Annotated in this window: 19 protein-coding genes and 1 tRNA gene; 8 read left to right on the top strand and 12 right to left on the bottom strand. The window is 40.3% G+C overall.

What is annotated here, in order from left to right; translation table 11 throughout:
• Nucleotides 1–65 precede the first annotated feature (65 nt).
• Nucleotides 66–4583, top strand: a complete 4518-nt coding sequence (locus tag MuYL_RS20565; protein WP_449406600.1) for a translocation/assembly module TamB domain-containing protein — start codon at nt 66–68, stop codon at nt 4581–4583.
• Here MuYL_RS20565 and MuYL_RS20560 read toward each other — a convergent pair.
• From MuYL_RS20560 to MuYL_RS20550, 3 genes are all read right to left on the bottom strand, one after another.
• On the bottom strand, nt 4577–5779 hold the full coding sequence (locus MuYL_RS20560) for a bifunctional 3,4-dihydroxy-2-butanone-4-phosphate synthase/GTP cyclohydrolase II (RefSeq protein ID WP_170309776.1): 1203 nt from the start codon (nt 5777–5779) through the stop codon (nt 4577–4579). The genes MuYL_RS20565 and MuYL_RS20560 overlap by 7 nt on opposite strands.
• 248 nt (nt 5780–6027) lie before the next feature.
• Nucleotides 6028–7467, bottom strand: a complete 1440-nt coding sequence (locus tag MuYL_RS20555) for an LptF/LptG family permease (protein ID WP_094572337.1) — start codon at nt 7465–7467, stop codon at nt 6028–6030.
• Between the two features lie 127 nt (nt 7468–7594).
• Nucleotides 7595–7975 (bottom strand): START-like domain-containing protein, encoded by a 381-nt coding sequence (locus MuYL_RS20550; protein ID WP_094572336.1) that lies wholly within the window; start codon nt 7973–7975, stop codon nt 7595–7597.
• Nucleotides 7976–8089: 114 nt separating this feature from the next.
• Between MuYL_RS20550 and MuYL_RS20545 the strand changes: the two genes are divergently transcribed.
• Nucleotides 8090–8163: transfer RNA gene (locus MuYL_RS20545), tRNA-Met, on the top strand.
• A gap of 87 nt (nt 8164–8250) precedes the next feature.
• Nucleotides 8251–8439 (top strand): GIY-YIG nuclease family protein, encoded by a 189-nt coding sequence (locus MuYL_RS23670; protein WP_394339004.1) that lies wholly within the window; start codon nt 8251–8253, stop codon nt 8437–8439.
• 92 nt (nt 8440–8531) lie between these two features.
• Here the strand turns inward: MuYL_RS23670 and MuYL_RS20535 are convergent, their stop codons facing one another.
• On the bottom strand, nt 8532–9731 hold the full coding sequence (locus tag MuYL_RS20535) for a PQQ-dependent sugar dehydrogenase (protein ID WP_245845658.1): 1200 nt from the start codon (nt 9729–9731) through the stop codon (nt 8532–8534).
• 611 nt (nt 9732–10342) lie between these two features.
• On the opposite strand from MuYL_RS20535, the gene MuYL_RS20530 reads away from it, so the two are divergent.
• Nucleotides 10343–10543 carry a hypothetical protein gene (locus tag MuYL_RS20530; RefSeq protein WP_094572335.1) on the top strand — a complete coding sequence of 67 codons (201 nt, stop codon included), beginning with the start codon at nt 10343–10345 and terminating at the stop codon, nt 10541–10543.
• 132 nt (nt 10544–10675) lie between these two features.
• On the opposite strand, the gene MuYL_RS20525 is transcribed toward MuYL_RS20530, so the two are convergent.
• Together MuYL_RS20525 and MuYL_RS20520 are read right to left on the bottom strand one after the other, a co-directional pair.
• Nucleotides 10676–11155 carry a CYTH domain-containing protein gene (locus MuYL_RS20525; protein WP_094572334.1) on the bottom strand — a complete coding sequence of 160 codons (480 nt, stop codon included), beginning with the start codon at nt 11153–11155 and terminating at the stop codon, nt 10676–10678.
• Nucleotides 11156–11159: 4 nt separating this feature from the next.
• Nucleotides 11160–11951, bottom strand: a complete 792-nt coding sequence (locus MuYL_RS20520; protein WP_094572333.1) for a CHAD domain-containing protein — start codon at nt 11949–11951, stop codon at nt 11160–11162.
• A gap of 440 nt (nt 11952–12391) precedes the next feature.
• On the opposite strand from MuYL_RS20520, the gene MuYL_RS20515 reads away from it, so the two are divergent.
• Together MuYL_RS20515 and MuYL_RS20510 are read left to right on the top strand one after the other, a co-directional pair.
• Nucleotides 12392–13216, top strand: a complete 825-nt coding sequence (locus MuYL_RS20515) for a hypothetical protein (RefSeq protein ID WP_157741003.1) — start codon at nt 12392–12394, stop codon at nt 13214–13216.
• A gap of 46 nt (nt 13217–13262) precedes the next feature.
• Nucleotides 13263–16058, top strand: a complete 2796-nt coding sequence (locus MuYL_RS20510) for a CHAT domain-containing protein (protein WP_094572331.1) — start codon at nt 13263–13265, stop codon at nt 16056–16058.
• A 15-nt stretch (nt 16059–16073) separates the two neighbouring features.
• Here MuYL_RS20510 and MuYL_RS20505 read toward each other — a convergent pair whose 3' ends face one another.
• The 3 genes from MuYL_RS20505 to MuYL_RS20495 form a co-directional block, all read right to left on the bottom strand.
• Nucleotides 16074–16856, bottom strand: a complete 783-nt coding sequence (locus MuYL_RS20505; protein WP_094572330.1) for a hypothetical protein — start codon at nt 16854–16856, stop codon at nt 16074–16076.
• A gap of 111 nt (nt 16857–16967) precedes the next feature.
• The gene (locus MuYL_RS20500; protein ID WP_094572329.1) at nt 16968–17744 is read right to left on the bottom strand and encodes a hypothetical protein; all 777 of its coding nucleotides are present in this window, start codon (nt 17742–17744) and stop codon (nt 16968–16970) included.
• Nucleotides 17734–18348, bottom strand: a complete 615-nt coding sequence (locus MuYL_RS20495) for an RNA polymerase sigma factor (RefSeq protein ID WP_094572328.1) — start codon at nt 18346–18348, stop codon at nt 17734–17736. The genes MuYL_RS20500 and MuYL_RS20495 overlap by 11 nt, the downstream gene beginning before the upstream one ends.
• A gap of 490 nt (nt 18349–18838) precedes the next feature.
• On the opposite strand from MuYL_RS20495, the gene MuYL_RS20490 reads away from it, so the two are divergent.
• Both MuYL_RS20490 and MuYL_RS20485 read left to right on the top strand, forming a co-directional pair.
• The gene (locus MuYL_RS20490) at nt 18839–19726 is read left to right on the top strand and encodes an alpha/beta hydrolase (RefSeq protein WP_094572327.1); all 888 of its coding nucleotides are present in this window, start codon (nt 18839–18841) and stop codon (nt 19724–19726) included.
• Between the two features lie 30 nt (nt 19727–19756).
• Entirely contained in the window at nt 19757–20521 is a 765-nt protein-coding gene (locus MuYL_RS20485; protein ID WP_094572326.1) for an FkbM family methyltransferase, read from the top strand.
• 19 nt (nt 20522–20540) lie between these two features.
• Here MuYL_RS20485 and MuYL_RS20480 read toward each other — a convergent pair whose 3' ends face one another.
• The 3 genes from MuYL_RS20480 to MuYL_RS20470 form a co-directional block, all read right to left on the bottom strand.
• Complete coding sequence (locus tag MuYL_RS20480) at nt 20541–22196, bottom strand: SulP family inorganic anion transporter (protein WP_094572325.1); 1656 nt, start codon at nt 22194–22196, stop codon at nt 20541–20543.
• Nucleotides 22197–22276: 80 nt separating this feature from the next.
• Nucleotides 22277–22936 carry a class I SAM-dependent methyltransferase gene (locus MuYL_RS20475; protein ID WP_157741001.1) on the bottom strand — a complete coding sequence of 220 codons (660 nt, stop codon included), beginning with the start codon at nt 22934–22936 and terminating at the stop codon, nt 22277–22279.
• Nucleotides 22937–22939: 3 nt separating this feature from the next.
• The gene (locus MuYL_RS20470) at nt 22940–23602 is read right to left on the bottom strand and encodes a class I SAM-dependent methyltransferase (RefSeq protein WP_211710191.1); all 663 of its coding nucleotides are present in this window, start codon (nt 23600–23602) and stop codon (nt 22940–22942) included.
• Nucleotides 23603–23612 lie beyond the last annotated feature (10 nt).

Raw genomic sequence — 23612 nt, 5'->3', positions numbered from 1 at the left:
TGAACTAAATGCTAAACCTTAACTTGCAAATTATGTTTAACAAGCAATAATCCATAGCTCACTAAATCAATAACTATTTAAAAGGCAAAGTTATTAAAAAAGTACTCAAAATAGCGCTAAGTATAGTATTGGTTATTCTGTTAATTATCAGCATACTTTTGCTGGTGTTTCAATATAAGCCCGTGCAAACCTGGGCGGCCAAAAAAGCCACGGGTTACCTGTCTGAAAAATTAAATACCGAGGTTAATATTCAAAGCCTTTACATAAAGCCGTTTTCATCAATTGTGCTGGAGGGGTTTTATGTGCTGGATAAGCAAAAAGATACGCTGTTAAGTACTCCAAAACTCGAAGTTGACCTGAGCAATTTTTCATTGTTCAGCAGTATAAGCAACAAGTCTATCGATTTTAAGCTCATTAAACTGGATAATGGTTCTGTATATCTGAAAAAGCAAAGCGACAGTACCTCCAATCTCCAGTTTATTATTGATAAACTGAGCGGCGGCCCTCCTGATACCACCAAAAGTAAACCGTGGCAGGTTGTGTTTGAAAAAATTGCTATCAACAATTTCCACTTTCGCTTTAAGAACATGCTGGTGGATACGGTCATCAAAGGAATAAATTTTGACGACCTTGACGTGAAGCATTTTAGCGCAGTTGTTAAAAATATGGATATTAAGAACCATCTTTTTAAAGGCAATGTAAGCAATCTTACACTTCGGGAAAAAAGCGGGTTCTATCTTAAAAAGTTTAATGCCGACGCTACCATCGATACCAACCAGATCCTGGCGCAAAACCTTTTTATCCTCACCGACCATTCGAGCCTTAAAAACTATTTTAGGATGAAGTTTAAATCATTTGATGATGTAAGTGCTCATATTGAAGATAAAGTTTACATGGATGGGGATTTTAAATCATCAAAAATTTCCTCAACAGATATTGCTTATTTTACCAGCGGGCTGGAGGATGTGAAATTTGACCTGGGTATTGATGGCCGCATTAAAGGCTATGTAAATAATCTCAGGGCAAAACAGCTTACGGTTACAGGTGCTAAAGCTACTTACATTAGGGGCGATTTCAATTTAAAGGGTTTGCCAGATTGGGACAATACTTTTCTTGAACTGAATTTTGACCAGATAGCTACCAATAAAACCGATCTTGACTTTCTTTACAGCAATTTCACGGGTAAGCGTTATGCTAAAGTGCCTGATATTATCTCCAAATTTGGAAATGTCAATTTTTCAGGCAGGTTTACCGGGTTGCAGAACGATTTTGTAGCCTACGGAACATTTAAAACTAAACTGGGGAGGTTTGACTCCGATATTAACCTCAAAATAAATAAAGCCGGCGTGCCGGCCTACAGCGGCAAGCTTAACACCTATGCGTTTGATCTTGGTGAGCTGCTTGATGAGCAGGATCTTGGGCGGGTTACCATGGTGGCCAATGTTAAAGGCAGCGGCGATGAGCTTAAAAATTTAAACGAAAACGTTGACGCTAAAATAAGCGAACTGGCCTTTAAGGGCTACAATTATCACAACCTGGCTTTAAACGGGACTTTTATTAAAAAAGTGGCCAGCGGTAAATTGGTAATAAATGATAAAAAAATAACGCTTAACGGAACCGGGAGCGTCGACCTTAATCCGGTTTTGCCTGTTTACAGTTTTTCAGGGAATATTGACAATGCAAAACTGCATGATTTAAAACTCCTGAATGATACCATCACTTTCACCACACAGATGAAAGCTAATTTCTCAGGAAATAATTTGAATAACCTGAGCGGCGAAGCTACGCTGCAGAAAATAAGAATAGTTGATCCCCGGAATAATTACGTTATTGATTCCCTGCAAATCTCTGCAAACGGAAAAGGGCATCAAAGAGCCATTAACCTAAAATCAGATATTGCTGATGGCTTTATAAAAGGCAGTTTTGATTTGCCAACGCTTCCTTCTTATTTTAAAACCATTGTAAAGAAATATATACCATCATTAAAGACAGATATAGTAACACCTAAGCCGCAGGATTTTACTTTTAATTTAACGCTTAAAAATATCAATCCGCTAATCGCCATTTTTGTTCCGGATCTTAAAATTCCAGACCAGGGTACGTTTGTAGGTGATTTTAATTCAGAAAAGAAAAATGCAACGCTGAATGTGTATATCAAAACCATTCAATACGGTAAAACTGTTTTTCATGATTTCATTATTGATGAAGGCACTACTGATGATTATTTAGGCTTAAATATATCCCTGAGCAAGGTGAATATTACCGATAGCCTGTTTATTAAAAACATAACTATCACCAATTTCTTAAAAAGAGACAGTCTTAACTTCAACGTAAAGCTATCAGATAAAGACGCTGTTAACCAATTAGACTTGTACGGACTGGTGAATTTTGGACGAGACACTACTGCGAAGTTGCATATACTGCCTTCCGAGGTGATACTTGAACATCAAAAATGGAGGATATTAGAGAAGGTAAGAGTTAAATTTTTAGATGGCAAAACAGAGGTGCAGGGTTTTGAGTTGGCAAACGGCCAGCAAAAGGTGAAAATAGATGGTTTTGTATCAGATAATCCGGCCGATAAACTGAAGCTTACTTTTCAAAACTTTAGTATGGTGACCCTAAACCAATTAACAAAATCTGCCGGAGTCCAGTTAAAGGGTTTGCTTAATGGTGATGTTAATCTTACGTCAATTATGAAATCGCCTGGCTTAGATGCAAAATTAGCGATCGACTCTCTGTCGATGAATAATACGCTGGTGGGTGATGTGAAGATAGAATCCACTCTGGGGAATGACCGTAAGCAGGCTGATGTAAAAGTGAATATAAAAAATCGCGGACTTGAAACGATGAATCTTGCCGGGGTGTATCAAATAGGGCACGGCACAGAAGATAACCTTGATTTTGATGTAAATATGAACCAGACGGAGGCGATAATTTTTGAACCTTTTATAAAAGATCTGGTCTCGAATGTTAAAGGAACTATTTCATCTAACCTGAAATTAACCGGGCCTGTATCAAAACCAAAACTGAATGGCAATTTGATCCTTAATAATACAGGTGTCACCGTTAATTATTTAAAAACGCCATACATTGTCACTGACACTGTTGATGTGGTTAATAGCGTAGCGAAAATAAACGGGATGGTATTGAGAGATATTAAGAATGGTACAGGTACTGTTAATGGTACCGTAGATCTGAACAATCTTGCAAACCCGGATATTGAGGTTAGCGTTGATGCCAAAAATTTGATGGCGCTTAACACCAGTTTTAAAGATAATCACCTTTATTATGGTACGGCTTACGGAACCGGCAAGTTTAGTTTTAACGGGCCGGTTGATAATATGAAGATTGATATTAAGGCCAGCACCGAAGCGGGTACTGTATTTAATATTCCTCTGAATACCTCGGTAACAGTTAGTGATTATGATTTTATAAAATTTGTAAGCCACAGCGATACCACGAAATATGCTCCCAAAACGCTTGCTTTTAATGGCGTTACGCTGAATTTTGATCTTACTGTTGACGAAAAGACAGTAGTGAAAATAACTACCGATTATGGCGTACTGGAAGGGAGCGGGCAAGCTAAGGACTTAAAATTAAATATCAATAGCCTGGGCGATTTTGAAATGTTCGGCGACTTTTTAATTACTTCAGGTAAGTTTGAGTTTACAGCGAAAAATTTTATCAGTAAAAACTTTACAGTAAACCAGGGAGGTACTATCCGTTGGACAGGTAGCCCCTCAAATGCATCAATAAACCTTAATGCCATTTATGAAGTGCGTACGGATATACAGCCTTTGTACCAGGCCGCAGGGTCTCAATCGCCTAAAGGGCGCTCATTGGAGTTGGTACAGGCCGAATTGATCTTAACCAAAACACTGTTGCAACCTACCATTGACTTCGATTTTAATTTTCCGCTCGATCCGTCTATTAAAGAAGATTTGAGTACTTATTTGTCTGATAATAACAACCGGAGCCAACAGGCGCTAAGTATAATTGTAAGACGTAATTTCAGCAATGGAGCCAATAATAATTTAACCAACCAGGTATTAGGTACCGCGGGCGAGGCTGTAAGTGAATTTGCGTTTAATAAATTAAACAGCTTTATATCGCAGTCAAATATTAAAAACCTCGATTTGAATATCCGATCATTTAATGACCTCGGCGTTTCGTACCGGTTTAAAAACCGCCTTATACTTACCGGCAGTTTGTTCAATTCTACTTCAGGCAGCAGCGATTTGTTTAACAATAACACCAGCTTGTTTAACTCAAATTTTAGCCAGTTAACAAAGGATTTTGAAGCGCAGTACCTTATCCGTAAAGATGGTAATTTGAGCGCAAGATATTCATACCGGGTTTTAAACAGTACTACGTTAAACACCCTGCAAGACCAGTTGAATGTGCAGTATGTTAATGGTATAGGTTTAGTTTACCAGCGAGATTTTGACACATTTGGTGAATTTATCAGGAATATTTTCAGATCGGGACGAAGAAAAACAGCACCTGTTAACCCTACGCCGGTGCCGCCTACAACGCAAACACCGGCAGTTATTGCTCCTAATCCGGATGATGAAGATCAGTGATCGCGCATAATAGCGTGATCCATTTTATCTCTTTTTGTCCTTAAGTAAACTTCGTTATGCGGGTTTGATTCAATTTCAATCGGTACGTTCTCAACAACTTCGAGGCCATAACCTATCAACCCGGCACGTTTTTTCGGATTATTGGTCATCAAACGCATTTTTGATACGCCCAGGCTGCGCAATATTTGTGCGCCAACGCCATAGTCTCTTTTATCCATCGGGAAACCAAGCGCAACGTTTGCTTCAACCGTATCCATGCCGTTTTCCTGCAAATGGTAAGCCTTCAGTTTATTGATGAGGCCTATTCCACGGCCTTCCTGATTCATGTAAACAACCACACCTTTTCCTTCGCGGTTAATCATCTCCATCGCCTTGTGTAGCTGCGGGCCGCAATCGCAACGGCACGAGCCAAAAATATCGCCGGTAACACATGAACTGTGAACACGTACTAAAACGGGCTCATCAGGTTCCCAGGTGCCCTTTACCAGCGCTAAATGGTTTTCGCCGGTATCAGCCTGGGTATAAGCTATCATGTCAAAATCGCCCCATTCTGTAGGCATCTTTACAGATACATCTTTGTGCACCAGCGTTTCAGTTGCCAAACGATAAGCGATCAGGTCTTTTATAGAAATAATTTTAAGGTCAAATTCTTTTGCTAATACTAACAGCTCGGGCAGGCGTGCCATATCGCCATCTTCTTTCATGATCTCGCAAATTACCCCTGCAGGTTCAAATCCTGCTAATACAGCAAGGTCAATTGCCGCTTCGGTATGCCCGGTACGCCGCAATACGCCACCATCCCTGCCTATAAGGGGGAATATGTGCCCCGGACGACCAAGGTCTTCAGGTTTTGTTGCCGGATCAATTAATGCAAGCGTAGTTTTTGAACGGTCAGTAGCGGATATACCGGTTGTACAGCCCGCCAGCAGATCAACCGAAACCGTGAAATTGGTTTCATGCGATGTGGTGTTACGGCTCACCATGGGTTCCAGTTCCAGTTCCCTTGCGCGTTTTTCAGTAATCGGCGCACAAACCAGGCCCCTGCCATAGCGAACCATAAAGTTTATAGTTTCGGGAGTAGCGTTGCGGGCGGCTGTTAAAAAATCACCCTCATTTTCCCTGTCTTCGTCATCAACAACAATTATCGTTTTTCCGCTTTTTATAGCTTCTATCGCTTCGTTTATAGTGTTTAACATTTTATACAGCTTGTTTCGGTATTATTGCAGCTTTAATCAGCTCATACCCTTTTTTTACTCTTTGCAAATTTAACTGATAATAAGATCATTCCCGTCTGCGCTTTGTAAATTAGTAGCTTGTCCGGGAGCGGCAAAGAAATTTCCCAATTGATTACATATCATATAAATCAATACGAAATATGCGGTTGTCGGTTGCTTGTCTTAAATTTCTAAAAGCCTTTTAAATAATTGCATTTTATTAGCTCGCATCAACCGGTGGTTATTTTACGTTTAAACAGTTTGTTGAAAAACCGTTTGTAACTTTCCATATCAAAAATGACCGAATCCCTGGCCGCCTTGTATGAAAGAAACATGCCAATTGGTGTAATAATACAAATGGCAACCCATGAACCGATGATAGGTGACAGATCTCCATCTTTTACCGCTTTTTCACCAATGGTTGAAATGATATAATAGATCAGAAAAAAGATAACAGAAACTACCACGGGCAGGCCAAGACCGCCTTTGCGAATAATTGCGCCAAGTGGAGCGCCTATTAAAAATAAAGCGATACAGGCGGCAGACAAGGTGAATTTTTTCTGGTATTCAAGCATTGCCCTGCGGATATTATTATTAAGGTCCTTATCACGTTCTGAACGGTTTTTTAATAAATCCTGTATAGAACGCGCTTCGCTTGAAGCATTTGCGATAGCCCCCAATTGTTCGCTCAATCTTAAGTCATCAATGGTTTTATTAATGTTTTTTGTGATTGATTTGGCATATTTTTTTACCGAATCGGGCTTGGGTGTTATCGAATAATACTTAAGATAAGCAGTTATTAATTTAAAGTTTACGTTTAAACCGCTGTCAACCTGGCGCCGGGTAAAGTTTTCATTTGTTTTTAACTGACTAAGGTTCATCATTTGAAAGGCGTTCTTAAACTCATTTTCATCAGTGCGGTGCATTTTAAGGCCCGAAATGTCGAATTTTTGTTCTGTTTCCTTAAAGCGATAGCGCGTTAATACCTGGCGGATGTTAAAATTATTTCGTGCATGGTCCTCGGAATATCTTACTCCGTCTTTAAGCTTCAACACCAGGAACTCACCGTTGGGCGTGCGATACATTTTACCTTCTTTGGCAAGCAATACGTCGGTATTGTTTTCGGCCGCGCTTTTAGAATAGATCATGATGTCATAAAGCGTTTGCCCGTCCGGATCTTTTCTTTTTACCCTAATCACATGTCCCGGGAAACTGTTGCTGAAAACCCCTTCAGGCAAAAAGTTGGCTGACTTTTGCTGGCGTGCGTCATAGAGTAATGAAAAATATTTTAAGTTGGCTATCGGCAGCATATAGTCCGAAAACATGAAAGCGGCAACGCTAAAAATAACTACCACAATAAGCATAGGGTACATTGCGCGACGTAACGAAATGCCGGCAGATTTAATAGCCACCAGCTCATAATTTTCCCCAAGGCTGCCGTACGTCATGATGGAGGAGAGCAGCACAGACAACGGCAGCGCCATGGCTACGTTGGTGGCAGAGGCGTACATCATAAGTTCAAGTATTACGTACCATTCAAACCCCTTGCCGATAAGGTCATCGACGTATTTAAATAAGAACAGCATCAGCAACACAAACATCACGATCAGGAACGTGACAATAAATGGCCGAATAAACGATTTAAGCAGTAAAAGATGTATTTTCTTCATCAAAAATGACCTGTTTGGTATAACCCGGCAGCCCGAAACCTAACGCCCCGGACTGCTACATGCGTATTGTTGTTAATAACGGCGCATGGCGGTTTTACCATACAAAAGTAGGGATAAATAAATTTCTTTAAGCTCCGAGCACACTTATCAGGTATTCAATTTGATTGTCCCATATCAGCTTGCGCTCGCCGATAGTATCGTCTGTAGCAAAATCGGTAATACTGAGGGCAACATCGTTTGTCAGTTCATCCTGGATGATTTCCATTTCAAAATAGCAGGTGGGTTCATCGTCAATCCACCTGAATCGTACCAGTTTATTTTCTTTTATTGCAATTAATTTGGCCTTTTGAGGTTCGTCGTCCCAGGTAAAAGTGTAAATCTGTTCCCTTACGCTGACGTCGTCAGCAAACCATTGTGCTAGTCCATTTGGCTCATTTAGAAAGCTATACAGTATTCGCGGAGATGATTTTATTTCATACTCAATATTAAATTTCTTCTTATCGCACATCTGGGTTTATAGTTGAAATACTTAGTAAAGCTGTAAATGTTAACATTTTTTCTAAAGAAAGGGAATTTCTGCTATATTTGCAAACCTTTTTCAGAACCATCATTAATATAATCCGGCGGGGTAGCTCAGATGGTTAGAGCGTAGGATTCATAACCCTAAGGTCGGCAGTTCGATCCTGCTCCCCGCTACAAGGCCACTCGAAAGAGTGGTCTTATTTGTTTATATTGTCTGCCATGTTTACTGTTTACGCCTAATATCTACCTTGTTTAAAACAGATTTACATCGGTTTTATTTCCGATTTGACCGATCGTTTCCTATCACATAATGAATTAGCCACAAAGGGGCGTACCGTCAAATACAGGCCATGGGTAATAGCGCACACTGAAGAATTTCAAACTAAAAAAGGAAGCTATTATAAGGGAAAACCAATTGAAATCGGCCAACAGCAGAAAGTTTGCCTGTAGCATTATTCATCAAAAATTTGGCAGCTCAGGTGATTATAACCTAAAAGCGCCCGGATAAACATACCCAGGCGCTTTAAATATCATCATTAATATTATTGCTTAGCTATCTTATACAATTTTCCACCGTCAGTAGCGGCGTAAATAGCTCCATCTTTTCCAGTAGCCATGCAGCGCCAGCGTTCGTTTTTATCAGCAAGTAAACGTTCTTCGCCCACCACTTTGTTGTTTTTTATTACCAGGCGAATGATGTGTTGTCCGCTTAGCCCTCCAACAAACAGGTTGTTTTTCCATTCGGCAATGTTACCCGTATAAAACATTATGCAGCCAGGTGAAATAACCGGGTCCCAATAGTAAACCGGCTGTATAGTTCCCTTTTTTTGTTGGATTCCATCATAAACCTTCCCGCCGCTGTATTCGATCCCATAAGTAACAAAAGGCCAGCCATAGTTACCACCCGGTTTGATCAAATTGATCTCGTCGCCACCGCGAGGACCAAACTCAGCTTCCCAAAGGTCGCCTGTAACGGGGTTAAAGGAAAACCCATCCGGGTTGCGGAAACCGTAGGCATATATTTCGGGCTTAGCGTCGGGTTTGCCAATAAATGGGTTACCGGCAACCGGCTTTCCCTCTTTAGTGATATGTATGATCTTACCAGTTGTTGTGTTCAGGTCTTGTGCCTTTACGCGCATTTCATTCGCCATACGGTCGCCCGAGGTGACGAAAATATTGCCTTGTTTATCAAATAATAAACGCGAACCGAACTGACCGGCACCCTTAAAACGTGGATATGCTTCCCAAATCACCTTAACATTTTCCAGCTTTGTTTCATCGGCAGACAGTTTGCCTTTGGCCACAGCAAGTGTGGCTCCTTCGCCAGGCTGGGCATAGGTCCAGTAAATCATTCTATTTGTAGTAAAATCAGGGTCGATGTTTATGTCAAGCAAACCACCCTGGCTTTCATACTGTACGGCCGGGAAACCGGTAATAGTTTTTACAACTTTACCATCGGTTGTTAGTATTTGCATAGTTCCCGGCTTACTGCTGATGAGCAAACGACCGTCGGGCAAAACATGCATCCCCCATGGGCTATTTAGCCCGGTGTTTATAACGGTAGTCGTATAAGGGGTTTTAGTTTTAACACTGCCGATACGTGTTTGCCCCGCAAAAGCAGGTTTATAATTGCTATTCGCCTTATTTTTTTCAACAGGGTCGCCGGTTTGCGCCATAACGGTTGCGGTTACCGATAAAAGGACGGTTCCTAATATTAACGGCTTATAAAATTTTGAAAACATAGTGTCTATTTTGAATTGATCTCAAATATTACAACTTTAATGGCTATATGTTTAATTATAGCATGTTTTTTACAGTGAACTATTTAAATAAGTTCCCGATCCAGGTAATGCTATCGCATTTCAGCAAGACAAGTTAAGCATTTTTGAATAGAATAATGGTTTTGTAAATTCCAAAATTATATAACAAAGAACGACAACTGGATAGATTGGATTTCGAAACGTGGATAAACGAACGGCTTGACACATATATTAGCTATTATCGTCGCAAAAAAGCTAAACAATAAAGTTCCTTCATCTCCAGAAATGATTTTAGCCCGGGATTCAAAACCTGAATAAAAAAAGCAAATGACTACTTCTATTATCCGAAGTTTGCAACCTTGGATAATTAGGCACGTAGATTAGATCTACGCTGATTTTATACAATTAATCATAAGTTTTAATCCTCCAAAAAGTTCGACATTTCCCGCGTTTCCTCAACTTTTCATCAAAAGCCTTAAATCGGAATGTTTGAGGCTTTTTTGCCTACGAGAGATCGCACTCAGAAGCCCTAATGTCGATTTTTCAAATAATTGTTTATAAATTTAGCCCCGTTATCATATTTAACTAATATCATGAAGCACGAAGAGGTAGTTGAGGCCCTGAAAGTAATAGCAGAAAAGGGAATGGCCATTAATATCAGCAAGGAGGATCTGAAAAGCCTGCAGACCTACAATTTAATTGATGTTGCCAAAGGAGCGGAAATGGAGCGGTCGCCGGCTTGTGTATTAACAAAAAAAGGAAAAGTGATGCTTAAGGCAAATTCAAAGGCTTAGAAATAAAAGCTTATGGGTTTTCTTTAAGTCCCCAACGCAGCAAGTTACAGTTAACGCATTTTGTTTTTAATGTTGAAATTATTGTTTAGCGCTTTACCTGTTGGTTAAGCAACGGCAGCTATACGTGGATGATTATTTATTTTCCGGCCATTCACGGTAAGGCAAAGTGGCGAGGTTTGAGTTTGCATAGCGCATGTCATCTGTAACATCCCTGGTTATCCATTCTGGTTTTTCGAATTTGTCATTTTCACTTTTGAGCTCTATCTCGGCAATTAACAGGCCTTCATTATCGCTCAAAAATTCATCTACCTCCCACGTAAAGCCACCTAAAGGTATGCGGTAACGAATTTTTTCTGTGCCGTTTTTAGCGAATTTTTTCAGCATTTCAAGCCCATCAGCAACAGGGATCTCATATTCATATTCACTGCGGGTAATGCCGCTGGTCCGGCCCTTTAAGGTTATAAAGCCATGGGCGTCCGTCACCCTTATCCTTACAGTGCAATTCTCATCACTTACAATATATCCCTGCTGGTAATGTACGCCCGGCGGCTTGTCAAGTTTTTGCCACATCGCATGATCTACCAAAAACTTTCTTTCAATTTCTACACCCATAATTTTAACTTAATTGCTCTACAGCAAGTTCAACAGTAGTTGTAGCCTGGTTATAAAAATCCACTGTACTGGCTATTATATTGCTTTTTATTTTTTCAAGCTGATTTTTAAGATTGGCAAATGCTGTTTGGTTATGCACTTCGTATAGTGAAAAAAGATCAATAGCCAATACGGTATCATGCCAATCGCCAATGCTTTTTTGAACCCCGTCCAGGTAAGGTTCATTAAATCCGGCCTCCAGACCCTTGTAAACTAGCTTGTAGTTATATATCAAAATCTTAATCCGTTTGCGCGCGTTATGAAGGCTCTCGTCGAATTGGAGCGGTGCTAATGACGCGGCAATTTGTTTTAGCTGGGCCTGGTAAAAAAGGTTGATATGAAGATTGCTGACAGGTTTTATTTTTCCTTTAATGGCCTTATGCGCAAATTTTATAGCTTTTAGGTTTTTATCGCCATTGGATTTAAATGTCTCCGTACCATTTTTCATTAGTAGTTGTTGTTCTGCAACAAAACTTCCGGTGTTAAATTGATGGTCCTTACCTATTTTGACATTTATGTAGGCGTTCCTTATTTCGCCCGCCTGCTTAAAAACCAGCCTGACTGGTTTAAAATGTTTGAGAAGTGGGATGTCAACGCCTAAACTGTCCAATAAAATCAGGAATGCACGTAGTTTTTTTACCTGTACCCTAAAACGATGAAGGTTTTCCTGCTCCCCGTTTTCAATAAAAGCAGTTAAGGCGGCCTTCATGGTCTTCCATTCTTTATCAAAATATTTTCTTTCTTCCCTGCTTTTCATACTGGCAATCTTATTTAGAATTCTTTATTCCGCTAGCCATAAATACGGAACTATTAAAAGTATTGATTTAATAAAGCACCATATTACGCATATTTGTCAATACCCGCAAATGGGCTGTTATATTAAGCCGAAATTGTTTTCTGCAAAAAAATAAACGCACTGGTTACAATTTTAAAGCCGGTGCTGACTAATTGAAAAACAAGAACTTTATGGAATCGTCAATATTAGTTTTAATAACCGCCACTGCGGCGGTGATTTTACACCACAAAAAAAATATTTTACTGCGGCCCGTAATTGTGTTTGCAAGTATTTGCCGAAAACCAACTGAAACAAAGCAACGGTGTGGTAATACGCTGCGTAATTATTATAATGTTTAACCTTATCTTTGTAATATTTTGAATACGCGGGTAAAGTGATAATGATAAACAGACCTCAAGAAAATGCCAAATAAGTTATATATAGTTATTCTCGCCTGTCTTTATTGCTTCTGCATAGCTTGCAGTAAAGACAAATCTGTTACGCCTGGTAAAATGCCGCCTGCCGGTACAGATCCCAAAATTGCCCTTTATGGCGACTCAGTATTCTATATCCAAAGCGCCGATCTGTTAGTTAAGCCTGTTGTAACTAAAGCAGGCACCTATAGCAGTTTGCCCGAAGGGCTTAAAATAGATGAAGTTACCGGCGAAATAGATGTAAATAAAAGCGAAACCGGCCTTAAATACCAGGTTACTTTTACACCGGCAGATGCGAGTGGTAGCCAGGTTAATTATGTGGTTATTTCGGGAATAAATTATGAAGACAAAATTTACAATTTATCTGCCGGTGATAGCGTAGCTACGCCAATTTACAACGCCAACGCTCGCCTAACAATGCCTGACGCCGGGTTAGATAATGTTTTTGACGAAAGCGGGGGCTGTAAAAATGCGGGCATCGCAGTTGATCCCAAAAACGCCAGGATCAACCTGGCTCAAACCGTCCGAAACCAGGCAATTGATACAGGTGCCACCCAGGAAGTGAAATTAGCTTACCGTATAAATGATAAAAGCGAAAAAGCATTAAACGGCCTTAACGTGAAGATTTACTTTTACCGGAATGCCTCAGAAATTCCGCAATACCTTATTGATTTGATCAATGAACGAAAAACTACCATATTATATTCCGGTGCCATCATTCGTTCTTTTGCATTAAACACTTCGGGCTTAAAGGTAAACGTAAAGAAACCGGCAAGGCCAAGGCCGCCCTGTATTATTGTTGTTGGCAACTAACAGTATCATCATTTACCTTTAACTTATTTTTCGATATATTTAGTCCATGTATCTGGACAGGTTTTTTCGTTACGCTTTACCGGGAATTTTTTTTTGCAGTTTCCAGGTATTCGCTCAAACAAAGCCTCAATATAAGCTGATATTTAATACAGCCGAAAAACTCGCCAATACCGAAAATCATACGGATGAAACAGATGAACAGGCATTTGCGAATTATAAAAAGGTAATAACCTTATTGACTACCACCCACCTCGATGATGCTTTTCTGTTAAAGGCATATATAACTACTGGTGCCTTTCTGCAGGTACTTGATCGCCAAAAAGAAGCAATCCCCTATTTCAAAAAATCATTTGCACTAAAAAATAATATTTCCGGGGTAAATGACTCTGCACTGTTTAAACCCCTGGTATATTGCGGTAACAGTTATTACAAATTGGACAAGCCTGACTCTGCTGATTATTATTATAAAAAAGCAGAAAGTGTTGCAGAAAGCTATCCGCAGGTAAGCGAACTTGAAAGGCTTTACAATACGCTGGGGGTAATTGCTTATGCAACCGGAAACTATAAAAAAAGTACGACCTATTACGAAAAGGCTATTACCACGCTCCTCGGTCATTCAGCTTATGATAAGTCGTTACTGGTAACTTATAAAAGTAACCTGGCCACGGCCTACAGGAAATTAAAAAGGTATAATGAAGCATTAAAAATATACCGTGAGCTTTTGCTTTACAAGGTTGAAACCGATAACCTGTTTCATAATATCGGCTCCGTTTACCTGGCTTTGGGGGATGGAAAAACTGCTGTAACTTATTTAAAAAGGGTTAAGCCCTTAAACCAAAAATTATTGAACGACCTGGCGCGTGCCTATTTTATCCAAAATGATTTTAATAGTGCTGCCTTGAAGTTAAGAGAGGCTGCTGAAATGAATGCCAGGTTAAACGGCAGTCATAAAAACAGTGATTACGGCATTACGCTTAAATACAGTGCCGATCTTTTTATGCAAAAAAACGATCTTCCGGCAGCACTACAGCAATATCAGTTGGCTGTTAATAATCTACAATTTGACTTCAATTCACAAAATATTTATATAAACCCTTCCGATTTTAACAGCGTTTTTTATACGGCGGATTTATTGGAAACACTGCTGGCCAAAGCAACCGCATTTAAGTTGCTTTACACGCAAAGCCATCATACAAGAGATCTCGAAGCGGCACTGCAAACCTATCTTTCATTTTATAAGCTAGCCGACCACATTCAGCGATTTTATGAAACTGACGATGCGAGACTGCTGATCAGCGATAAAAAATACACTTCGCACCAGCAGCCCATCGATATCTGCCTGCAGCTATTCAGCCTTACAAAAAATGAAAAGTATATAAAGCTGGCGTTTTTTCTTGATGAGGAAAATAAGGGAAATACACTTTCATTAAACCTGGAAGAAAGCAAATTAAAAGCAGCGGGCAATGTATCTAAGCAATTGCTGCAACAGGAGAGGAATTTAAAGGAACGGATTACACGAGAATTATTAAAAGCATCAGCCCAATCGGACAGTGTAACCCTTGCTAACCTGAAAAACCGTGTAAATGATTATACCATCCAACTGGTAAAAGTGCAGCAAAAAATAAATCAGCAAACAGGGTTAAATAAACTAAAACATCCGGACGAAGCGAATGATATTGAGGCCCTGCAGAAAATAATACCTGGCCGAAGTGCTATTTTATCTTACCACATTGGCAATGCCGATTTGGTATGCTTCGTCATAACATCGGCCGGGCTTCATTTCGTAAGCACACCGTTACCAGCTGGCTTTATATCATTAGTAAACAAAGCTTTTAAACAAGCTCAATATCGCAATGGTAATAATAATAAGGAAATGCGAAACATCGCACAAACACTATACAGGCAGCTAATAAAGCCGGCAGAAGCCCTGCTTGACGGGAAAGAAAATTTGATGATTATTCCTGATGATGAATTAAACTATCTCCCTTTCGAAATTTTGGCAGGCGACTCGGGCGAACTGCTGTTAAAAAAATATACCGTCACCTACAATTACTCCTGTAATGTGTTGTTAAGCGGAAGTAACGCTGGATTAGCTGCCGATGCAACCAGGCTGGGCATAGCTCCATTTAATGACAAGGTGATAACAAATGGGCAAAATGTAAATGAGTGGGTTCAACTATCCGCATCGAAACAGGAAGTGGAGGCGCTTAACGGCGTTTCATTTTACAATAAGCAGGCTACAAAACAAATGTTTTTGAAACAGGCACCTAACTTCAATATCATACACCTGGCAACCCATGCCTACGCAAATGACAAAGATCCGAACCAGTCGTTTATATCTTTTTACCCTTCGCAGCCCGATTCTGCTTTTAGTTATAAATTATACCTGCCCGAAATTTACAACCTAAAACTTGATAAAACCCGGTTAGTGATATTAAGCGCCTGTGAAAGTGGCTCCGGCGAATTGGTGAAAGGAGAGGGGCTGATGAGCATAGCCCGGGCTTTTTCATATTCCGGTTGCAATAATATTATAACTTCCATGTGGAAAGCCGACGATGCTTCAACCGCTTATATTTCCGCCAAATTACATTACTACCTGCAAAAGGGCTATTCTATAGCAGCTGCATTGCAACAAGCCAAGCTAGACTACCTGGGAGATGATACTATTTCAGATGGGAAAAAGCTGACCGGCTATTGGGCCCACCTTCGGCTTACCGGGAGCTTTGAAAAACAAGATGATAAACAATATTTAACAGTTGTGATAAGCGCATTAATTTTACTTGCAGGTGCTTTGATGGTATTAAAAAGCCGGAGTCGCTTTAAGCGACCCCGGCCTAATTAACCCCTATCACAATTATTATCCATCACTACCGTGGCTCTCGCCGCCCTGGTTTTGGCCATTGTCATCGCCGCCTTTATGTTCGTGCTCGCCTTCAAACTCTGTGCCGCCTATGTTCTGCAAGTTTAATATGATTTTATTAAGCAGTGCCGCGTTTGATGAGCTGCTGATAACAATAGTTCCCGATGTTTGAGTAGCGGCAGCTAATTCGGCGGGCGTTACCCCCTGTAGTAACTCGTTTAAACGCAGGATCAGTGTTGTTTTAAGATTGGTTGTCTTGTCGATAAATACATTCTTTGCTTCGGCTTTAATTTCAAAATTATCGTTCACATCAAGCTCAACAGGAACCACTGTACCATCGGGCTTAGTAAAACTTCCTTTCAACACCAAAGGGATAGCAGCACCGGTTGTTGATTTAACAAATTCAACTTTTACCTCTATCTCGCTAAAAAGGCCGGTGTCAATGGTTGTATTTACAAAAGAAGGTGAAAGGTCAAACAGGTTAACATTTGTAAGCCCTTTTGCCTTAACTTCCTTTTTAATGCCGCCCATTTTCGCTTCAAATTTAAATTCGGCGATATTAGCTGTACCTTGTGTCCAGCTGATAACGGGTGCTACCGCAGCAGTTTGCAGGCCGGAAGCGGAAAGCGGGGTTAATGAACTGCCGGCTTTTATCCCGAATGAGATTTGCGATCCTGCGGCGGGTTTCACGCCGGTATCTTTTTTACAGCTAACTAACGCTGTTGATAATATCAAAAGAGCCGTTGCAAGTTTGATAGTGTTTGTTTTTAAAGTTTTCATAATTTCCCTTTTTTTATAGTTAGTGTACGCCAAAAGAAAGGATGTAACCGCAGACTGATTTTTTTTTAGATAGATAAACTCACCCCATTATGCTACAAAAAAAAATCCCGGTTAATGACCGGGATTTTTTAGGATGAGTATTTTGATTTTCAACATCGTCCACCAGCTAACCTTGTTGTGGTATAGGTGATCCTTATCGTTGTGTATTTTTTTAAATAGTTCCTCTGCATTTTTAGGTTGGTTGTTTTGCAGGTGACTAATAGCCAAATAATATTCAGCATCATCTTTATAACTTGATGCTGCGTCGGGTTTGTTCAGTACTACTTCAAATTCTTTGATGGCATTTGCAGGCTGTTGATCAGCAAGGTATGATAACGCTCCCAAAAAATGTTCCTTAAGAGTTATGCTGTCTTCTTTTTTCAAGTAATTGATGGCAAGTTTGAATTTTTTACTTAAGTAAGCCGTTTCAATAGCAGAAACTTTACCAGTGCCTCGTTCAATACTCACTTCATAAGACCGATAATTTTCCCGGGCTAATTTTGACGGTGATACCGAAACAAACTCATAAACCCCGAACAAAACCATGAAACCAAATAATGCCGCTGCTATCCGCATTGTGTTACGGATAAAAGGATATATACCGCGCTTGTTAATGCTTTCAGTTTCTGTATTAAGCTCCGCCATCATGCTGCCATGAACACGCGCCACCTGATGTTTCAATCCGTAATGCTGTACTACTGACTTTGCCAGTTTCATGCTTTGTAGTTCCGCTTTAATTGAAGCGTTTTCGGCTAATGTTTTTTCAAAATCATTCAATTCATCCCCTGTCAGTTCACCATCAAGGTATTTGATTATTCTGTTGTCCGGTTGTTTATTGTTAGTGTCCATAAGCCAAAGCGCTTTTAAATCGTTTAGATAAGCCGGGGTCGGCTGCGAGTATTTGCTCCAGGTTTTTCAAACATTTATATTTCTTATTCCTGAGCACCTGTTCATTTTCATAGTTCACAAGTGGAAGTATCTCTTTCATCGAAAAATTATCATAGTAATATGCCAGTAAAATTTTGCGGCACGTTTCGCCGAGTTTATCCATCATTGCCACCACCATATTTTTTGATTCCCTTTCTACTAAAAAATGACTCAGATCCCTGTCATCCACTTCTGAATCATCTTCATATTTCTCTTCCCGTGCCAGGGTTCGGCTTCTCTTTTTAAGTTCATTTAACCAGGTAAACCTGTTTAAGGTAAAAAGAAACGTTTTTATACTCGATTCACTTCTGAATTTTCCTGCTTTAATAATTTCAATAAAGTTTACAACCACTTCCTGAAATATATCTTCCGCATCCTGTTGTGATCCTTTGTTAAGTTTTATGTAATTGCTTAATACACCATAATAATTACGATACAGAAATGCTATTGCCATATTGCTAACTTGTTGTTGCTTAAGTGCTTCAATTAACTCCTCGTCGGAGAAATTCACCACGACTTTTTTCATAAATTATAACGATTAGTAAATGCTGAAACCTGTAGTGTAACCACTAATAGTTTTCTTATGGTCTCTTTCAAAATTATGTTTTAAATATTAAATACCATAAATACCTACGAGGTTTCGAAATTTGACCAAATAGGATATTATAAAATTATCACACGCGGTAAATAGATAAAATTCCATGATATTTCTTTACTTTTTTTGTTAAAGGTGTGTGATAAATATGCTATGTATCTTCATTTTCGATTTAGGAATTTTATATTTACTACTTATTATAAAGTAGGCAACCCGCTTACCTTAGTAATAAGGTTTAGGTAAAACCCCCAAGCAGCAAGTGTAAGGGGGTTTTTATAAATGCGCAAAAGCCAGGTTATTACTTATACTGTTTTAGAAATACCTGATACTTTTTTAGCTTTAATAATAATTTTAGTGTTAAAAAGCCTTACCAGGTGTATTATAACCCAACTCTTTCTTTACCTTTAATCGATACCTAATTATGAACCGGAGAATTGCCATAGCCTGTTTGCTGCTTATTGCTCTGGGAGCAAAAGCTCAGCAAAAAGTAATTCAGTTGTATAACGGTGCCGCGCCAGGCTCCGAAAAGTGGACGTACAATGAGAAAGAATATGGTACAGGCAGTGGAAACGCGCTGGTGTACAATGTTTCGCACCCTACTTTAACGGTTTATCCTGCCGATCCCTCAATAGCCACGGGTACGGCTGTGATTGTGTGCCCCGGTGGCGGATTTTATATTTTAGCCATAGATTCAGAAGGTATCGACGTTGCGCACTGGCTCAATAAAAAGGGCGTTACAGTTTTTGTGCTTAAATACCGGGTGGCGCGAAGCTTAACAGACAACCCGGGAAAGGAGTTGGGCGACAATATGAAAAAAAGTGACTTTGCAGATAAAATAAAGCCTATAGTTCCCTTTGCTATAGCAGATGGCAGAGAAGCTATTAAATACGTACGTGCGCACTCTGCTGATTATGGCATCGCAACTAACCGTGTCGGAATCATCGGGTTTTCTGCGGGCGGAACAGTTGCGGCCTCAAGTGCCTTTAACTATACAGCGGAAAACCGACCGGATTTTGCGGCTCCAATTTATGCGTATATACCACATTTTCTGCAAGGTACTGTGCTGCCGGATGCGCCTCCCTTGTTCATTGCAGCGGCAACGGACGACCAACTGGGGCTTGCCCCGCACAGCGTTGACCTTTACTCTAAATGGCTGGTGGCAAAACATCCTGCAGAACTACACATTTATGAAAAGGGAGGGCATGGGTTTGGCATGCATAAACAAAATATCCCAACCGATAGCTGGATAGAAAGGTTTGGCGACTGGCTCGGGTTGCAAGGGTTGTTAAAGGCTGCTATTGCGAAATAAATAATCAAGTCAATTGATTACGTTTATAAGATGAAAAGTGCCTTAAAGAAACTGTTTAATTTCTTTGGATATGAGCTAAGGCGAATTGATCCCTTCCCTCCGGGTGCTCCACAAAGGCCGGTAGGCAGTATGAACCTGTTGCTTGAGGATTTAAAGGCCCGTGGATTAAACTGCAGGTCAATAATGGATGTAGGTGCGCATACCGGTAGTTGGAGCATCATGGCGAAACAAATATTCCCGGAGGCAAAGTTTTGCTTAATTGAACCGCAAATTGAGATGGAGGATAACCTGAAGTTATTTTGCAGTACGTCAAATAACTCAACTTACTTTATTGCAGGTGCCGGGCCTGTAACAGAAAAAAAACATTTAACCCTTTGGGACGATTTTGCAGGCTCTTCTTTTTTACCGGTTGAGGATGAAGCCCACAAAGCGGTCGGACGGCAAAGAATGGTAAGTATGATTGCAATTGACGAGATAATTGCAACTAATGAATTTGAGGTGCCAGAGTTGGTTAAACTTGACGTACAGGGATATGAACTGGAAGCCCTAAAAGGAGCCGGGCGACTTTTTGGTAAAACAGAAGTTTTTATTCTGGAGGCTTCTTTGTTCTCTTTTAGTGATGTTACCGGCATGCCGATTTTTTCGGAAGTGATGAATTTTATGTTGGAAAGAGATTATTTAGTTTACGACTTCGCGGGATTTTCACGAAGACCTTTAGACGGTGCGCTGGGACAGTGCGATATTTGCTTTGTGAAACGGGATGGTTTTTTGAGATCATCAAACGAATGGAATTGATTCAGTAAAACCAGATCCCCTAAATGTTGTTTTTACTTAACAAAATTTCATTTGCACGTATTAGCGCTTTTTCAAAAGTATCCTTTATGTTACCTTTCCCGATCTGAAATAACAGCCTTGCCTTTTTTAATTCCTCTGTAACCTGGACACTGTCAATTTCGGAAAGGATTAGTTTTGTGCCCTTTCTTTTTATGTCTTTATTAACTTCTTTCAATACCCTGATGCCGGTGGCATCAATAATAGGGACATTCTTCATCCTGATGATCAATACCTGCGCCGGATCTTCCAATACTCTCATTGCATCTTTAAATTTATAAGCCGCACCAAAAAATAAAGGCCCGTTTATCTCAAACACATCAATCCCTTCCGGAATATCTGGCAGGTCAGGTTGTTCGTCATGCAAATGCTCCGGCGAAAAAACGGCTTGCTGTACCGAACTGCTTTGCATCATTTTTCGCATAAATAAAAACGCAGCCAATATAATCCCTATCTCTATTGCCACGGTAAGGTCAACAAGCACGGTAAGTCCAAATGTTGTCAGCAAAACAGCGGCGTCACTTTTCGAGCCTTTTAGCACATCCATAAAGTTTTCTATTTCGCTCATATTCCAGGCCACCACAATAAGTATCCCTGCAAGGGTCGCCATTGGTATAAGAGCAGCCCATTTACCTGCAAAAAGCATAATGATGAGCAACGTAACTGCATGAATTATTCCGGCAACAGGCGAGCGTCCACCATTTTTAATGTTGGTAGCAGTGCGTGCGATAGCGCCCGTTGCTGGAATTCCGCCGAATATGGAAGAAACCATATTTGCAACTCCCTGCGCTATAAGTTCTGTGTTTGACCGGTGGTTTCCGCCGATCATTCCATCCGCTACCACAGCCGACAATAATGATTCTATACTGCCAAGCAGCGCTATGGTGAAAGCCGGCCTTATTAGTTGCTGAACCGTAGTGAAGCTTACCTGCGGAATTACCGGGTGCGGCAACGATGACGAAATAACCCCAAAGCGGCTGCCAATAGTTTCAACGGGGATTTTAAAAAAATAAACAGCAAGCGTTGTAATTATAATCGCTATTAACGATCCCGGGACCTTATGCGTTACTTTTGGCCATAAAAAAACAACCAGCAAGGTAAATGCCCCAATTACTACTGCATATATGTTGGCAGAAGACAGGTGCAGCCCATAAGCCATCCACTTGCTAATAAAATCAGCTGGAACAGCCCCCATTTTTAGCCCGAAAAAATCTTTCATTTCAGATGAAAAAATGATCACGGCTATTCCTGTGGTAAAGCCAATAATGAGTGGGTATGGTATGAATTTTATAGCACTCCCTAATTTGGCAATGCCCATAATTATCAATATAATGCCTGCCATAAAAGTGGCTATAACTAAGCCGCTAATGCCAAATTGCTGAACAATACCGTAAACTATAACTATGAATGCGCCCGTTGGCCCACCTATTTGTACGCGGCTGCCCCCCAAGGCTGATATGATAAATCCGGCAATAATGGCCGTGAAGATCCCTTTTTCCGGCGAAACACCAGAGGCTATGGCAAACGCAATAGCCAGTGGTAAAGCAACAATTCCAACGATCACCCCAGCGACCATGTCTTTAAGAAACCGCTCTTTTGTATAATTTCTTAAAACGTCAACTAACTTTGGTTTAAACATCACTCATTCCCTTTTTTTAAAACCTTTAGCGCTGCGGCATAACTTATATAGCAGTGTCTGAAATCACCCGCACGCCCATACTATCCCTTTATCCACATTTTCAGTACACTGCTATAGGAGTTGTTTATCAATTGATAGCTCGGCGGAACTTGTCCTTCAGTGCAATGAAAAGTCACCAGCCTCGTTTCAGACGGCTTTTTATCAAGCATTTCGTACACAAACCGGGTATATAGCTCATATAATTCGAACGAAGTACTTACAGAATAATCTATCCGGCTGTCTGGCTCAATGTTTTCGTAAAAAGCATTATAAAAATAAAAATGATCATAGTTTCCATAGTTCAATTCTGTAAGGTTCCCATGAATGAAACTCACATTAGGCAAATTGATTTCGCCTTTTGCTTTTTCAGCAATATTATAAAGCTCTTTGCGCTGTTCTACGCCGTAGAATGTTGTTTCGGGGTGATGAAAGCCTGCTACCATACAAAACTTTCCAACACCGCTGCCGATATCAAGCACCCTGGCATTTGGAACGGCCAAAAACGCACCGGCTTTTTTGGCGATGTCAACAGCGGTCCAATGCATTGGTGATAACGCCCGGATATGTTCGGGATATAAATTGTCGAAAGCCGCATCCTTGCTGAAAAGCGGGGGGCTTAAAGTATAATAGGGCATCTTTCTTTGGTTTTGAGGGTTTTTTAAAATTCGGTCGTAAAGCAGTTGAAAATTGAAATACTTCATTGGTTATTGCTTGATCCACATTTTTAGCAGTGTATCACATGAAAAATCTACCAGTTTATAACTCGTGTGTATCTCCTGCTCCAGGCTATGAAAAGTAACCAGCCTGGTTCCCGGTGGTTTTTCATATAGGGCGTTGTAAAGGTATTGCGTATAATAAGAATATAAGCTTTCGGATAACTCTATGGTATCATCAATTTGATTTACCGGATCAAGATTTTCGTAAAAGGAATTGTAAAAATAAAAATGATCAAATTCTTTAAAATGTATCTGGGTAATGTTGCCGTGAATAAAATTTACGTTTGACAGCCTGGTGTATTTTTTTGCTTTTTCTGCCAAATCAATTAATTCCAGCCGCTGCTCCACTCCGTAAAAAGAACTGGCCGGAAAGTGATAGCCCGCCGTAAGGCAAAATTTACCAATTCCGCTACCAATGTCAAGCACCCTGGCACCGGGTTCGGCTAAAAATTCAGCTGCCTTGTGGGCCACAGAAAGGGGAGACCAATGTTTAAGGGATAATAATTGTGCTTTTTTTGGATACAGCCAGTCAAATTCTGCATCGTTCCTGAATAAGCAACCGTTCAAATTATCCATTTCTGAATTTTCATTCGATCCTAAACGTTGCCCGGCCGGTACCGGCGGAAAATGAGAAAACGGGTAACTTTTCATGATATTCAAA

It is taken from the genome of Mucilaginibacter xinganensis (assembly GCF_002257585.1).
Taxonomy (GTDB): domain Bacteria; phylum Bacteroidota; class Bacteroidia; order Sphingobacteriales; family Sphingobacteriaceae; genus Mucilaginibacter; species Mucilaginibacter xinganensis.
This window is presented reverse-complemented; position numbering and strand designations above follow the sequence as displayed.